Raw genomic sequence first — 13,370 nt, 5'->3', positions numbered from 1 at the left:
AGCCGATGCTTCTAATCCGGAAGATCATGGCGGTCGTGTTTGTGGCCGGCGCCTTTCTTTCAATCAGCCGGACGGCCGAGGCCGGTTACGCGCATTACATCTATGATGTGCAGAGCGGCAAAGTTCTCGCCTCGCAGAATGCCGAAACCATCAATCATCCGGCCTCGCTGACCAAGATGATGACGCTCTACCTCACCTTCGAGGCACTGCGCACCGGCCGCATCCGCTGGGACGACAGGATCGTCATGACGAGGAATGCGGCGTCGAAAATTCCCTTCAAGCTCGGCGTGCCGGCCGGCCAGACGATTACCGTGCGCGAGGCGGTCTATGGCATGGCGATCCGCTCCGCCAATGACGCGGCGGCTGCCATGGGCGATCATCTGGGCGGTTCGGAAGAGCGTTTCGGGGTGCTGATGACGAAAAAGGCGCGTCAGCTCGGCATGCGCAATACGGTTTTTCGAAATGCATCGGGACTGCCGGACAACGCGCAGGTGACGACGGCGCGCGACATGGCGGTGCTGGCGCTTTCGCTCATCCGTGATTACCCGCGGGAATACAAGATCTTCTCGCAGCGCTCCTTCAGCTTTCGCGGGCGCACGATCAAGGGCCATAACAACCTGATGTATCGCTATCCGGGCATGGATGGCATCAAGACCGGCTTCGTCAACGCATCGGGCTACAATCTCGCCAGTGCCGTGGTGGTCAACGGGCGGCGTTATATAGGCGTCGTGCTTGGTGGCAGGACGGCTCGCCAGCGCGACAACCGCATGGCGGAACTGCTCGATCAGGCTTTGCCGGGCGGCGGTCTGCCGGGTATCGCTGTCGCAACTTCGGGCCAGCAGAAACGTTCGGCCGAGGGTGTTGCCGCCTTCACGTCCAATGCGCCGACACCTCGACCGCGTACCGAAATCATTCTTGGTGGGACAACGGCGAACGCTGCAAGCGTTACGCCTTACGCCACGGCTCCTCAGGCTGCGCCGGTACAAAACGTCATCCAGCAGGGCGGGCCGCTCTGGGATATTCAGATCGCGGCGGCCGGAAGCCAGGCCGCAGCTACGGGGGCGCTCAATTCGGCATTGCCGCTGCTTGCCGATTTCGGCCAGATCGCACCAAGCGTCCAGGGATCGAGTTCGGGTGGCCGTGAGGTTTTTCGCGCCCGCCTGACCGGATTTGTCGATCGAGACGCTGCCGCGCGGGCCTGCTCGGTTCTACAGACCCGGTCGATCGACTGCTTCGTCGTGCGGTAACAGGTTACTCCACCCGCTCGTGCGGATAGACGCCCCAGAGATCCGCCTGGGCGACGTAACCTGATAGGCGACGTGTCTGCAGCGAGACATCGCACCATGAACCGTCGCAGTTCTTGATGTTCAATCGCACGGATGGGGCGAGTTCGGCGATCACCGAAGCCGACGGGCGAGGTGCGTCATGCAGTTTGACGGATTTTGCCATCCACGGGCCGACCACGGCTGTGCGTCGGCCTGAGAGGAGAGGCGCAAACATCCAGCCGCTGGTTCCGTCCTGATCCCTGACCTGCCGCCAGTTGCCATATTCCTCGATGATCTCGAGCGGCAATCCACGGGCCGAATAGACCCAGTTGGTCGCATAATCCGTCGACGGGCCAACGCGCATATGGGCATTTGCGGATTTGATCGATGCAAAGCGGGGGACGGGGTAACCCGTCACCCTGCCGGTTCTGAACCCTGCACCAAGACTGCCAGCCGCACTTGCAGACTGTACTTCGCTGGCTTCTATCCTGGCTGCGAGAGGCAGGCAGAGCGCAGCCGCCAGCGTGACGGCGACAAGGCCGCGGCGAATTCCTGTCCGTGTCATACTGGCGTGCAGCTCCGTTCTGCCGATGCTCAAACCGATGTCATCAGCGGCACTTGCTCACTTCCTGCAGCGCAGCGGTCACGCCGCTGAGCGAATAGGTGTAGTTGGTGGCGGTGCCTCGGCCGGAGGTTGCCTGTACCGTCATCCGGCTTCCGCCCCGCATCGCATTGACCAATGCCGGCTCACGGCTCTGGTCGCGCACCCAGGCCGTATTTTCGCGAGGAGCAAGATCGAACCGCTCGCTGTCCACTGCAACCGTGACATCCGAACCCTGTCTCAGCGCATAGCCCATGATCGCCTGCGGCATGTAGGATTGACCCTGCGGCGAGATCAGGAAGAAATTGTCGCCGTGATTGACGCTGGAGGGTGCGGAACTGGTTGGAACCGACAGGGCATAACAGCTGGTGCGGCCATTGTTGCTATACGAATATACGCCCCAGGCTTCGAACTGCTTGATCCGGGTGGGCTGTGCCGCACTGGCGGCGGCTGCCGAAACGAGGGTGAGGGCGAGTGCAAGAGCTGCAGTTTTGGTGCGCATGATATCTCCACAAAAAACACGAACAGACCCGGGAGATGGGCCTAGCAAATTGAGAGGCCATACAAGGCCTCCACGGTTAGCGAGAGGTTAATTTGTGTGTCAATTCGATGATGCACACGGTCACAAAGGGGTGACCGCAGTTTGTGTGGAATATGGTAATTTATTGTTTTTAAATGTAAAATATGCGCATTCGCAATTGCGGCAAACGTTTTCGCGCAGTCGCTGCCAGCGATTGTGATGCCGATCAGGAGCCTTTGACGACTGCAGTGAAGCGAGGCCGGGTGAAGGCGTTTTCCGAATAGGTGACGGTTCCGAAGCCGAACAGGGCGGAGAGCGCGGTATATTGCGTCACACCCTCGACGAGAATGACCGAGTCACCGGAAGGAATAGTCGGCAACGTGGTCGTGTCCAGCGTCTGCGTGGGCAGCAGAGCTGTCGTTCCTGCCTTTTTCGTCCAGTCAGCGGTGTATTTTCCATCCTTCCAGATGACGCTGGTGATGCGCAGCGCGTTCGGCATGGACTTGTCCGCCTGTAACGCAGCAAAGGCGCCATAGGTCTTGGTGAAGAAGGCATCGTCCATCGTCATCTGTCGCGCAACAATATCCGCCACGATGCCATTCGCCTCGACGATCCGGTTATAGGAGCGCAGCAGGTCATAGAGTGTCGTTGCGCCGAGAAACAGCAGGATAATGACCGGAGCGGTCAGGGCGAATTCGATACCGGACGTGCCGGCCTCGTTCGACAGGAGGCGCTTTGCGTAAAACTGTCTGGTCATATCGGCTCGTTGACGAAGGCGAAGCTGGAGGTGAGGCGCATGGCGCCGGTATTGTCTTTCGGCACGGAAAGCCCGTAGCCGATACCTGGAATCATCGGATCGACGACAAAACAGGCGCGGGCGAAGACAAGCTGCGAGGTCTGCCCCGCATGATAGGTGGTGACCGGATCGATCGCCACGCTTCGGTCGACGCAAGGCGTGTCCGAGGTGGGGAAGTCCGCGGCTGTATCGATCGGTGTCAGTTCCAGCCGCAGCGCTTTCTCGCAATTGGCCAGGATGAAGGCTTCGGCACAGACCTTTTGCTTGTACTGGGTGTAGCTCATCGAGGTCGTGCCGATCTGCACGGCGCGTGATGCGCGGCTGAGACCACGGTCGAGCATGATCGACTGCGTCATGATCCAGCCGGCCTCAAGCACGGAAAACAGGAGAGCGAGAACGAGCGGTACCAGCAGCGCAAATTCGACGGCGGCACTGCCGCTCTGGTCGGCAAGGTGAAGACGAAGCCGGCGGGTCACTGGGTCAGTCTCAGCTTCTTGATCGAAATGGAGATCGATTTGAAGGCATCGGTGATGTTTGAGCCGGATGTCGGGTAGTAGTGCGCGGGGCTGGTGGCGCAGTTGGTCATCTGCGTTGTCGCATTGCCTGACACTTCGAAACCGATGGTGAAGATGGTGACACCTTTCGACTTGGCCGTGGTGCAGACATTGGCAAGGCGCGTCGCGTTGGTGGAGGAGGAGGATATTTCCTTGTTGTCCGGCTTCTGGGTTACCGGGCGGCTGTAATCCTTCGGCCGAAACTGTTCGGTAATCGCTCCATCGGTCATCAGAACGATGACTTTCATCGTATCGCCATCGTTGAAGGCCGCGGGACGGTTGGCAAATTTGCTGTCCATTTTTCCGGCCGCCAGCACCGCTGCGAAGACGGTCTTGGCTGAGGGGTTGAGCAGCGTATAGCCCCATTGCATGGCATTCTGAGTGCCGGTGCCGTCATGCATTTCGAGTGCATCGATCTTGGCCTTCAAAGCGGTAGCATCATTGGAGAGATAGGTGATCGAGGTGCTTTCCATCGGGCACCACCAGGGCCGCATGTCGGTTCTGCCGAAATTCCAGTGGGTAAAATGTGGCACCTGGGCGGCACCCTTGAAGACCATCGGGTCGGCGCCATAGGCGGCATTCGTCTCGCCGAGCTCGAAGCAGGAGGAGTTGGAGTGGTCGCGCTTGCCGCCCAGCTTGTCGAACACCGCTGCACCGACATTCACATGGCCGGCGTAAGGCACGATGCTGATCGTGGTATAGTCCTTGGTATCATCGGTCAGCATCTGGTCGATGAAGGCCTTGGCCGCCGTTCTCAGGTTCTTGATCCGGTTGTTGTTGATCATCGAGCCGGACATATCGAGCATCAGGGACATCTCGATATTCTGCTTGGCTTCCTGGGCGGTCGAGACGGCACTCACCGTCAGCTTGTCGACGCCGACGAGCTTGATGAAGGACGTGTCGATCGTATAGCTGGCGGAGGCCTTGACGATGCGCTGGTTGAGGCTGTTCTGCCGCTCGAAATCGATCTCAACTTCATTGGCATAGCTCAGGTTCTTCAGGTAATCCTGAAGCACGGCCTTAGCCTCCCGGGTCTGGGTCAGCGAGGCGGCCGCAAGTACGCCGCGGTCGAGCCCGTCTTGGAGTTCGACGCGGATCGTCTCATAACGTGCGATATCGACGCCCGCGCCACCGAGCGCGATCAGCGGCACCATCAGCAAGCCGAACACCATGCCCACGTTTCCACGCGCATCCGCATGGAAAGCCTGTAACCGACGCCAGATCATGAATGCCCCCATCAAATCGAAGGGGATATTCGCGTCCGATAATTTACGATCTCGTGAATAGCGTGCCTGCCAGACAGGCAAACATTAGAGTTTGGTTTCTGACGAGTTACTGAATATTAGCCTTAATATATATCCATAAGCACTGTCATATTTTTGTGTTGTTGCCATCCGCACTGTCCCATTGTGCGAATTCCTTCATCAGCCCTTCGAATGCCTCGAGCGGGGGGAATTCCGGATAGCCATGCACCGCGCCGGTGTGTGCCCAGGGGAGTTTCGTCGATGTGTAGGTTTCGACGAAGGGGGCGAACCATGAGGCATCGTCGAGCATGGTTGGGCGCAGGTTGACGAAAAAGTCCATGCCGACCATGCGGGTGAAGATCCAGCTCTTGCATCGCGGGCAGTGGTAGTGGTGGATGTCATCGCCATGGACGCCGCCGATCACAGGTTCGCCGGCGGTCACTTCGAAACCAGCGGTGGGGATGGCTGCCGAGCACGAGAAGGCACTGGCGCTCATCTTCTGGCAGCCCCTGCAATGGCAGGCCATGGTGATCATTGGCGGGGCAGTGATCTTCACGCGCACCTCGCCGCAGCGGCAGGAGCCTTCGGCGGGCAGTTTCATCTGTGGCATGGCTATCTCCTCCATCTTGGGTGAAGGAGATAGCGCAGAGCGGTTGTGAAGTCAGCCGTTCTCAGAGGATATCAGGCGGGCCGTTTCGGGATTTCCAGGCCACGCTGTACTGCCGGACGAGAAAGCCCGCGTTCCAGCCATTTCGGCACGTTCTTCAGCTCGTCATAGGCGATAAGCTCGCCGGCGCCGTAGAAACCGATCAGGTTGCGCACCCAGCCGAGCATGGAAATATCGGCAATCGTGTATTCGTCACCCATGATCCAGTCGCGACCTTCCAGCCTTGTTTCCAGCACACGGATCAGCCGGGCGCTTTCCTTGGCGTAGCGGTCGCGTGGGCGCTTGTCCTCGATGTCCTTGCCGGCGAATTTGTGGAAGAAGCCGAGCTGGCCGAACATCGGGCCGATGCCGCCCATCTGGAACATCACCCACTGGATGGTCTCATAGCGTTTCGCCGGATCTGCGGGCAGAAGCTTGCCGGTCTTTTCCGCCAGATAGATCAGGATCGCGCCGGATTCAAAAAGGGCGAGTGGTTTATCGCCCGGTCCGTTCGGGTCGAGGATGGCCGGGATCTTGCCGTTGGGGTTTAGCGACAGATATTCCGGCTCCCAAGTCTCGTCGGCACCGATATTGATGAAATGCGGCTCATAGGCCAGCCCCGTTTCCTCCAGCATGATCGACACTTTCACGCCGTTCGGCGTCGGGGTCGAATAGAGCTGCAGGACGCCCGGTTCCTTTGGCGGCCATTTGGAGGTGATGGGGAAGGCGGAAAGATCGGTCATGGGGATTCCTCGAATTGAATGCTGCGCCCTATAGCTAGGATGTCATAGGCTTCTGGAGAAGAGACGATTTTCTGATGCACTGTGTCGGATCGGCGGTTACCTTCTCGTCTTCCAAGGGAGAAGGAGAGAAAGATGCTGTACGCCATCCTGTGTTACGCCCATGAGGAAACCGTCTTTGCCTGGTCGAAGGAAGAGGAGGCCTCCGTCATGGAGAGGCTTCATGCGGTTCAGGAGCCGCTGGCCAAGGCCGGCAAGCTTGGCCCAGTCGGGCGGTTGATGCCGACCACGGCTGCGACGACGGTCCGGAAGGGCAAGGACGAGGCGCTGGTGCTCGACGGGCCGTTTGCCGAAACGAAGGAAGTGTTGCTCGGCTTTTATACCGCCGAGTTCGACAGCCTCGATGAGGCCGTTGCGTTCTCGAAAGACCTGTCGGCAGTCAATCCCGGCTCTAGTTCCTATGAGATTCGACCCTTCTATGTATTCCATCCCAATGAGATCAAAGCGGCGGAAGGCGGATCGTCATGACGGATCTGGCCTATATCGAACTGGCGTTGACGGCGGCGCGGCCGCAGGCGCTTGGTGCTCTTCTGCGCTATTTCCGTGATCTAGACATGGCGGAGGAAGCGTTTCAGGAGGCCTGCCTTCGCGCGATCCGCACATGGCCCGACAAGGGGGCGCCGCGCGATCCCGCTGCATGGCTGATCTTTGTCGGGCGCAATAGCGGCGTTGACCAGATCCGCAAACGGGCCAAGAACGAGCCGTTGCCGGAAGAGGCGGCGTTTTCCGATCTCTCCGATGCGGAGGAGGATATCGCCGACCGGCTCGACAATGCGCATTACCGCGACGATATCCTGCGGCTGATGTTCATCTGCTGCCATCCGGACCTGCCGAATACACAGCAGATCGCGCTGGCGCTTCGGATCGTCTCGGGGCTGACGGTGCCGCAGATCGCCCGCGCCTTTCTCGTTTCGGAAAGCGCCATGGAGCAGCGGATCACGCGTGCCAAGGGGCGTGTGGCGAAAGCCGGCGTTGCGTTCGAGACGCCGGATGTGCATGAGCGCGCCGAGCGGTTGAAGACCGTCACGTCGATGATCTACCTCGTGTTCAACGAGGGGTATTCGTCGGGCATCACCAATCCTGAAAGCGCTACCTTCTGTGATGAAGCGCTAAGGCTTGTCCGGCTGCTGCTACGCATTTTTCCGGCCGAGCCGGAGATCATGGGGCTGACGGCACTGATGCTGCTGCAGCATTCACGTGCCGGTGCCCGGTTCGACGGCGAGGGCCAGATCGTGTTGCTTGAAGATCAGGACCGCAGCCGCTGGGACAGGCGATTGATCACGGAAGCGCTCGCCATGCTCGACAAGGCGATCCGCCACTGCAAGCCGGGACCCTATCAGGTGCAGGCGGCGATCTCGGCGCTGCATGCGCGTGCAAGCCACCCGGATGAGACCGACTGGGGCGAGATCACGCTGCTTTACGAGCTGCTCGAAAAGCTCGCGCCATCACCTGTCGTGACGCTCAACCGGGCCGTTGCGCTGTCGAAGCTCAAGGGGCCGGATGCGGCGCTGGAACTGATCGACCCGCTTGCGGAGAAGCTCGACGGCTATTTCTACTTTCACGGCGTGCGCGGTGCACTTCTGATGCAGGCCGGCAGGAGCGGGGAGGCCCGAATTGCCTTTGATCGCGCCATCACGCTCGCCAATTCGCCAGCCGAATGCGCCCATATCCGCCAGCAGCTGGACAGGTTGAACATGCCGGCGGCCCGGTCCGTCTAGCCGAGATTTTTACCGTCACACAGAGCTGACGAAATTAGTTTCGTTGAAACCTGCGCTCGATCGTTGAACGGTACAGGCCCACCATCCGCTCTCTATTCAGGACGCAGGTGGATGGTAACCATAGCTCCTCCGCCTTGCCGATTTTCGAGTTCCAGATGCCCGCCGTGAGCGACTGCAATGGCTTTTACAACTGAAAGGCCTAGCCCCGTGCCGCCCGTTTCGCGTGACCGGGACGGATCACCTCTCCAAAATGGATTGAAGGCAACCGCTTCCATATCCTCGGGAAAACCGGGGCCGCGATCAAGCACGCGGATGACTACGCTTTCGTCCGGCAGTCGCTCTGTCTCACAACGCAGCCAGCCGCCGGTTTCAGCATAGCGGCTTGCGTTTTCCATCAGTGCCAGAACGGCCTGACGAAGCCGTGAGGGGTCTGCGGATATGCGGGCGGGGTGCAGGCCTGTTTCGACCTCCAACCTGCTGGCATCAAGCATGGGTTTGGCCGCCGAGAGAACGCTCTCCACGATCTCCGCCACGTCGAGAATCTGGCGCTGCATCACGAGTTGCTGACCGATAGCCAGCGACAGGGTGCGCAAGTCTTCCACAATCTTCCCCAGACCTTCCACCTGAAGCAAAAGATCGGACAAGATTTTTCGATCCAACGGAAAAACGCCGTCGAGCATGCCCTGCAACGCGCCTTGCAGGATGGTAAGCGGTGTGCGCAGCTCGTGCGCAACCGCCATGTTGTTGAAATGCAGCCTTTCTTCCATCCTTTCGAGGCTTGTCGCCAGCGCGTTAAATGTCTCGACAAGGCTTGAGACTTCGGAAGTCCCGCTCGATGACGCAGGGACACGAGCTGAAAAATCGCCAGACTTGAGGGCTTCGGCCGCAATCGTCAGATCTTCCAGCGGGCGTGCGATCCGTTTAGCCAGAAAGATACCGATGATGGCGCAGATCAGGGCCGAAAGCAGACCGCATATCAGAGCTGCAATCTGAATTTTGAAATCCGTCGGAGCTGCCTGCGCGTCAAAATATTCAACAAGGGTCTTGAGGGAGGCCTCATCCGGAACCTGACCCTCATTCAATATTCTGTATGCGGCCGCAGCTTCCGGCGGAAGGCCGTCGTTAATGCTCTCGTCCAGGTATTTGGAATACGACGTGACACCGAGATAGGCGATGCCGACGCTCAGCATGAGCATTGTTGCAATCACAATTGCGGTGAGGGTGGCGAGCGGCAGGGCGCGGCATTCTCTTATATTCATTGGGGATCGCATAAACGATAGCCGACGCCGCGCACGGCAGGGAAGAAACCAGTTTCTCCGATCTCTTCCAGCTTGCGTCGAAGATTGGAAATATGGGTGTCTACAGTCCGCACAAGCGCGTCGCTTTCAGGCAAGCATGCGTCAAGGATATCGGCGCGTCCGAATACCTGGGTCGGGTGACGGATCATGTGTGCGAGAATCCGGAATTCGCTGAGCGTCAGGGATAACGGAACACGCTGCCCGCCCCGGTCGATGAAGACTGCGTAGCTGCCGAAATCTACCTCTATCGTGCGGAAACGGCGAATGGCGTCCTGCCGCTCTCCCAAAACTCGTCGCAGAACAGCCTTGACCCGCGCAACGACTTCCTGCGGGTTGAACGGTTTCACAATGTAATCGTCGGCACCCAAATGTAGTCCGCTCAAGCGATCAATGTCGTCTGCAAGAGCTGTCACCATGATGACCGGCGTCGAACTCGTCTGTCGAAGGCGGGCCAGCACACCAAACCCGTCTATTCTGGGAATGCGTGCGTCTAGCAGTACAATGTCCGGCTTCAGAACTGCGTGATGCTGCAGGGCGGTTTCACCGTCTGCGGCCTGCACGGTTCTGAAGCCATCACGCAGCAGATATCCTTCAATTATCTTAGCTATTGCCGGCTCATCCTCGACGATGAGAACAAGATTGTTATCCATTTAAAATGCCTTGCGGCCATTCATCTATCTTCCATCGCGCCGCCAATACGTCGGACAATATGGGCTTCCGCAATTGCGGACAATCCTCAGACAGACGGGTAACCGATTCCGGACAAGTCCTTGATCCGATCTTCGCCGTTTCTTGACACTCGGGTTCCAACTAGCCGCTGTCCCACAGTCAGGAGAGACCGGCATGCGAAGAACAGAAAACAGCTACTTGCCCGTAGCGTCCGATGACCTGTGGCGGTACGACACCCGAACAGGCGTCAACCGAGCGTTGACCGTCATCGCCAGGTCGATAATCTGCATCAGCTTTGTTTTCATGATGTTTCCGACGATCGATCTGGTTGTGTCGCGTTGGTTTGCCAATGGCGCGGTCTTCGTTCTGACGGAGCAACCGCTTTTGAAAGGGCTGAGGGATTTCAGCCGCCAGAGCCTAATCTGCATTATCGGTGCAATGCTGCTACTTATCGGCTTGCACATCTTCCTGCCAAGACGATGCCGGTTCTGCCAACCCCACAAACCACTCTTCGTTCTCCTGAGCTTTTTCGTTGGCCCGATCATCGTTGTTGAAGTCCTGAAAGTCTTAATCGGTCGAGCGCGTCCTCGCGATTTGGTCGAATTCGGTGGGTACGCGGACTTTACACCAGTATTACAGTTTTCCGCCGCATGTGTTCGTAACTGCTCCTTCCCATCCGGAGAGGCGTCTGCTGCTGCGGCGGCGCTTTCCCTTCTGGTGCTCGTTCCTGCAAAGCTGCGCCGGATCGCGGCGATCGCTTTGACGCCGTGTCTTTTGTTTATAGCGTTTAATCGCGTTCTTTTCGGTGCACATTTCCTTTCAGATGTCGTCTTCGCCTGGCTTTTCACGATGCTGGCGATGGTCTGGATTTGGAAATGGATGGAAGTGCGCGCGAAAGACATCGACAAATTCTTCGCGAGGACACGACCTTAGCAGGCGAAGGTGCCAGTGCTGTACAAAGATTCCTTCGACGGAAAGGGTCCGTGGCGGATGTCCAACGGCCGGTTCAGCGTTTCGGCGGACGCAGCGTCATCGAGACGGAGATGATATCGCCGGCGGTAATCCCGGTTTTCTTGCGCACGGCATCCTTCAAGGGCAGGAGATAGGTTCCGTCCCTGGCGAAGAGCGCCGTGTAGAATTCGGCGCTGCCGATCGTCACATCTACCGGGATCATGCCCCAGCCATAGGTCAGGAGTTTCGACAGGCGGGCGATTTCGTCGGCCTCGTCCTTCGGCAGTGGCGCGAAGAAGAACGGTGCGGGGCCGCGCCAGTGGATGACCTCGGCTTCGAAATGGATCGCATTCATGGGCCGGCTTCCGTTGATCGGTCTTGCCGGCGAAAGGTAACCCTGTCGAGGCGGAAAGCAAAACGGCCCCGCGTGAACGGAGCCGTTTCAGCGTCTTTCGGGATATGCCGCCGCTTAGAGGGCGATATCGGGAACCTTCTTGACTTCGCCGGCCGGGGCGGTCGCTGCCGGCTGGCCGTAGGCCGCCGGGTCGATCGTCGGGGCCTTGATTGCGAGCTGCAGGCGCTCTTCGGTCGCTGCCCATTCGCGGATGAGCATGTCCGGGTTCTCGTTAAGCTTCTTGCCGTAGCTCGGAACGATCGTGTGCAGCTTGTCCTGCCATTCCTGGGTCTTGAGCTTTTCGGCAAAGACCTTCTTCAGGACGTCGAGCATGATCGGGGCGGCGGTGGATGCACCCGGAGACGCACCGAGCAGGGCTGCGATCGTGCTGTCTTCGGCAGCAACGATCTCGGTGCCGAGTTTCAGAACGCCCCCCTTTTCTGCATCCTTCTTGATGATCTGGACGCGCTGGCCGGCCTGCCAGAAGCGCCAATCTTCAGCCTTGGCGTTCGGGAAATACTTGCGCAGCTCGGCCAGACGGTCGTCGTCGGACATCATCAGCTGGCCGGCGAGATACTGGACCAGGGCGAACTCGTCGGTGCCGACCTTGGCCATCGGCCAGATATTGTCGAGCGTGATCGTCGAGGGCAGGTCGAAGAGCGAACCGTCCTTGAGGAACTTGGTCGAGAAAGTGGCGAAAGGTCCGAACAGGATGTGGCGCTTGCCGTCGAAGACGCGGGTATCGAGATGCGGGACCGACATCGGCGGAGCACCGGTTTCCGCCTGGCCATAGGCCTTGGCGAGGTGCTGGTTGACGATTTCCGGCTTGTCGCAGACGAGGAAGGAACCGCCGACCGGGAAGCCGGCATAATCGTCGCCTTCCGGAATGCCGGACATCTGCAGCAGCGGCAATGCGCCGCCGCCTGCGCCGAGGAAGACGAACTTAGCCTTGATCGAACCGGCCGAACCGCTCTTGCTATCGTCGAAGAAGACGGTCCAGGTGCCGTCCTCGTTCTTCTCGATCGCAGTGACTTCCGAATTTGTATGCAGCTTGAACGTGTCGCGGCTCTTCAGTGAAGCCACATATTGGGTGGTGATCTCGCCGAAATTGACGTCGGTGCCGAGCGGGCTCCAGGTGGCGGCGAGCTTTTGGGCCGGATCGCGGCCCTCGATCATCAGCGGAACCCATTTGGCGATCTCGGCCTGATCGGTCGAGAACTGCATGCCGGCGAACAGCGGGCTTGCCTTCAGCGCTTCGAAGCGCTTGCCGAGGAATTCGATATTGTCGTCGCCCCAGACAAAGCTCATGTGCGGGGTGGAGTTGATGAAGGAGCGCGGGTCCTTCAGGACGCCCTTGTCGATCTGGTGGGCCAGGAACTGGCGGGTGATCTGGAACTGTTCGTTGATGCCGACGGCGCGCGAGATCCCGACATTGCCGTTGCTGTCTTCCGGCGTGTAGTTCAGTTCTGCAAGAGCGGAATGACCGGTGCCGGCATTGTTCCAGCCGTTGGAGCTTTCCATCGCCACGTTGTCGAGACGCTCGATCATTTCGATCTGCCAGGTCGGCTCAAGCTCGGAGAGCAGAACGCCGAGCGTGGCGCTCATGATGCCGCCGCCGATGAGAAGGACGTCGACCGTCTTGTCTGCGCTTGCCTGTGCCCAGGCGGGAAGTGCGGTGGTGCTGACGACGGCCGCACCACCGGCTGCGGAGCCGAGAAGCTGGCGACGGCTCAGGTTGAGACCGCTTGCAGAGGCTTTGGATGGGGTGTTCTTGCTGGAAGGCAACGGGAACCTCAAAACTGTTTGTTGCTCCTCCCGGCGCGGTGAATAAGGGAAATATGTTTTAGCGACAAGTGTCTGATGCGGCATTTTGTCAGGATGGCGCCGTGTCGCAGTGGAAAGATGATGAAAATG

15 protein-coding genes are annotated in these 13,370 nt (G+C 59.1%); 4 read left to right on the top strand and 11 right to left on the bottom strand.

Annotated elements, in window-relative coordinates; genetic code table 11:
- Window positions 1-5 precede the first annotated feature (5 nt).
- Window positions 6-1,247 carry a D-alanyl-D-alanine carboxypeptidase family protein gene (locus tag HNQ72_RS04720; RefSeq protein WP_183989978.1) on the top strand — a complete coding sequence of 414 codons (1,242 nt, stop codon included), beginning with the start codon at window positions 6-8 and terminating at the stop codon, window positions 1,245-1,247.
- Between the two features lie 4 nt (window positions 1,248-1,251).
- On the opposite strand, the gene HNQ72_RS04715 is transcribed toward HNQ72_RS04720, so the two are convergent.
- From HNQ72_RS04715 to HNQ72_RS04685, 7 genes are all read right to left on the bottom strand, one after another.
- A complete protein-coding gene (locus HNQ72_RS04715; RefSeq protein ID WP_183989976.1) occupies window positions 1,252-1,830 on the bottom strand; it encodes an SH3 domain-containing protein in 579 nt (192 codons plus the stop codon).
- Window positions 1,831-1,873: 43 nt separating this feature from the next.
- On the bottom strand, window positions 1,874-2,368 hold the full coding sequence (locus HNQ72_RS04710) for an invasion associated locus B family protein (RefSeq protein ID WP_183989974.1): 495 nt from the start codon (window positions 2,366-2,368) through the stop codon (window positions 1,874-1,876).
- Window positions 2,369-2,612: 244 nt separating this feature from the next.
- Window positions 2,613-3,143, bottom strand: a complete 531-nt coding sequence (locus HNQ72_RS04705; protein ID WP_183989972.1) for a TadE/TadG family type IV pilus assembly protein — start codon at window positions 3,141-3,143, stop codon at window positions 2,613-2,615.
- Window positions 3,140-3,658, bottom strand: a complete 519-nt coding sequence (locus tag HNQ72_RS04700; RefSeq protein ID WP_183989970.1) for a TadE/TadG family type IV pilus assembly protein — start codon at window positions 3,656-3,658, stop codon at window positions 3,140-3,142. The genes HNQ72_RS04705 and HNQ72_RS04700 overlap by 4 nt, the downstream gene beginning before the upstream one ends.
- Window positions 3,655-4,962, bottom strand: coding sequence for a TadE/TadG family type IV pilus assembly protein (locus HNQ72_RS04695; protein WP_183989968.1), 1,308 nt, complete (start codon window positions 4,960-4,962; stop codon window positions 3,655-3,657). The genes HNQ72_RS04700 and HNQ72_RS04695 overlap by 4 nt, the downstream gene beginning before the upstream one ends.
- 145 nt (window positions 4,963-5,107) lie before the next feature.
- Window positions 5,108-5,590, bottom strand: coding sequence for a GFA family protein (locus tag HNQ72_RS04690; protein ID WP_183989966.1), 483 nt, complete (start codon window positions 5,588-5,590; stop codon window positions 5,108-5,110).
- A 71-nt stretch (window positions 5,591-5,661) separates the two neighbouring features.
- Window positions 5,662-6,369, bottom strand: coding sequence for a glutathione S-transferase N-terminal domain-containing protein (locus tag HNQ72_RS04685; protein ID WP_183989964.1), 708 nt, complete (start codon window positions 6,367-6,369; stop codon window positions 5,662-5,664).
- Between the two features lie 132 nt (window positions 6,370-6,501).
- Here HNQ72_RS04685 and HNQ72_RS04680 point away from each other — a divergent pair, with 132 nt between their 5' ends.
- Window positions 6,502-6,894, top strand: a complete 393-nt coding sequence (locus HNQ72_RS04680; protein ID WP_183989962.1) for a YciI family protein — start codon at window positions 6,502-6,504, stop codon at window positions 6,892-6,894.
- Window positions 6,891-8,144 (top strand): RNA polymerase sigma factor, encoded by a 1,254-nt coding sequence (locus HNQ72_RS04675; protein ID WP_183989960.1) that lies wholly within the window; start codon window positions 6,891-6,893, stop codon window positions 8,142-8,144. The genes HNQ72_RS04680 and HNQ72_RS04675 overlap by 4 nt, the downstream gene beginning before the upstream one ends.
- 92 nt (window positions 8,145-8,236) lie before the next feature.
- On the opposite strand, the gene HNQ72_RS04670 is transcribed toward HNQ72_RS04675, so the two are convergent.
- The gene (locus HNQ72_RS04670) at window positions 8,237-9,403 is read right to left on the bottom strand and encodes an ATP-binding protein (RefSeq protein ID WP_183989958.1); all 1,167 of its coding nucleotides are present in this window, start codon (window positions 9,401-9,403) and stop codon (window positions 8,237-8,239) included.
- Window positions 9,400-10,092, bottom strand: a complete 693-nt coding sequence (locus HNQ72_RS04665) for a response regulator (RefSeq protein ID WP_183989956.1) — start codon at window positions 10,090-10,092, stop codon at window positions 9,400-9,402. Before HNQ72_RS04665 ends, HNQ72_RS04670 begins: the two co-directional genes overlap by 4 nt.
- A gap of 193 nt (window positions 10,093-10,285) precedes the next feature.
- Here HNQ72_RS04665 and HNQ72_RS04660 point away from each other — a divergent pair, with 193 nt between their 5' ends.
- A complete protein-coding gene (locus tag HNQ72_RS04660; RefSeq protein ID WP_210319491.1) occupies window positions 10,286-11,044 on the top strand; it encodes a phosphatase PAP2 family protein in 759 nt (252 codons plus the stop codon).
- A 73-nt stretch (window positions 11,045-11,117) separates the two neighbouring features.
- Here the strand turns inward: HNQ72_RS04660 and HNQ72_RS04655 are convergent, their stop codons facing one another.
- Together HNQ72_RS04655 and mqo are read right to left on the bottom strand one after the other, a co-directional pair.
- Window positions 11,118-11,417 (bottom strand): DUF1905 domain-containing protein, encoded by a 300-nt coding sequence (locus HNQ72_RS04655; RefSeq protein WP_183989954.1) that lies wholly within the window; start codon window positions 11,415-11,417, stop codon window positions 11,118-11,120.
- Between the two features lie 114 nt (window positions 11,418-11,531).
- On the bottom strand, window positions 11,532-13,241 hold the full coding sequence (mqo, locus tag HNQ72_RS04650) for a malate dehydrogenase (quinone) (RefSeq protein ID WP_244654291.1): 1,710 nt from the start codon (window positions 13,239-13,241) through the stop codon (window positions 11,532-11,534).
- Window positions 13,242-13,370: the final 129 nt, after the last annotated feature.

This window comes from Aliirhizobium wenxiniae (assembly GCF_014201355.1).
Classification (GTDB): Bacteria; Pseudomonadota; Alphaproteobacteria; order Rhizobiales; family Rhizobiaceae; genus Neorhizobium; species Neorhizobium wenxiniae.
The sequence above is the reverse complement of the archived record's forward strand: the minus strand, read 5'-3'. Positions and strand labels throughout refer to the sequence as shown.

What these genes read in the sequence shown, in the direction of transcription:
- HNQ72_RS04720 (WP_183989978.1), top strand. Translation starts at nt 6, where the DNA reads ATGCTTCTAATCCGGAAGATCATGGCGGTCGTGTTTGTGGCCGGCGCC.
- HNQ72_RS04715 (WP_183989976.1), bottom strand. Translation starts at nt 1,830, where the DNA reads ATGACACGGACAGGAATTCGCCGCGGCCTTGTCGCCGTCACGCTGGCG.
- HNQ72_RS04710 (WP_183989974.1), bottom strand. Translation starts at nt 2,368, where the DNA reads ATGCGCACCAAAACTGCAGCTCTTGCACTCGCCCTCACCCTCGTTTCG.
- HNQ72_RS04705 (WP_183989972.1), bottom strand. Translation starts at nt 3,143, where the DNA reads ATGACCAGACAGTTTTACGCAAAGCGCCTCCTGTCGAACGAGGCCGGC.
- HNQ72_RS04695 (WP_183989968.1), bottom strand. Translation starts at nt 4,962, where the DNA reads ATGATCTGGCGTCGGTTACAGGCTTTCCATGCGGATGCGCGTGGAAAC.
- HNQ72_RS04690 (WP_183989966.1), bottom strand. Translation starts at nt 5,590, where the DNA reads ATGCCACAGATGAAACTGCCCGCCGAAGGCTCCTGCCGCTGCGGCGAG.
- HNQ72_RS04685 (WP_183989964.1), bottom strand. Translation starts at nt 6,369, where the DNA reads ATGACCGATCTTTCCGCCTTCCCCATCACCTCCAAATGGCCGCCAAAG.
- HNQ72_RS04680 (WP_183989962.1), top strand. Translation starts at nt 6,502, where the DNA reads ATGCTGTACGCCATCCTGTGTTACGCCCATGAGGAAACCGTCTTTGCC.
- HNQ72_RS04675 (WP_183989960.1), top strand. Translation starts at nt 6,891, where the DNA reads ATGACGGATCTGGCCTATATCGAACTGGCGTTGACGGCGGCGCGGCCG.
- HNQ72_RS04670 (WP_183989958.1), bottom strand. Translation starts at nt 9,403, where the DNA reads ATGAATATAAGAGAATGCCGCGCCCTGCCGCTCGCCACCCTCACCGCA.
- HNQ72_RS04665 (WP_183989956.1), bottom strand. Translation starts at nt 10,092, where the DNA reads ATGGATAACAATCTTGTTCTCATCGTCGAGGATGAGCCGGCAATAGCT.
- HNQ72_RS04660 (WP_210319491.1), top strand. Translation starts at nt 10,286, where the DNA reads ATGCGAAGAACAGAAAACAGCTACTTGCCCGTAGCGTCCGATGACCTG.
- HNQ72_RS04655 (WP_183989954.1), bottom strand. Translation starts at nt 11,417, where the DNA reads ATGAATGCGATCCATTTCGAAGCCGAGGTCATCCACTGGCGCGGCCCC.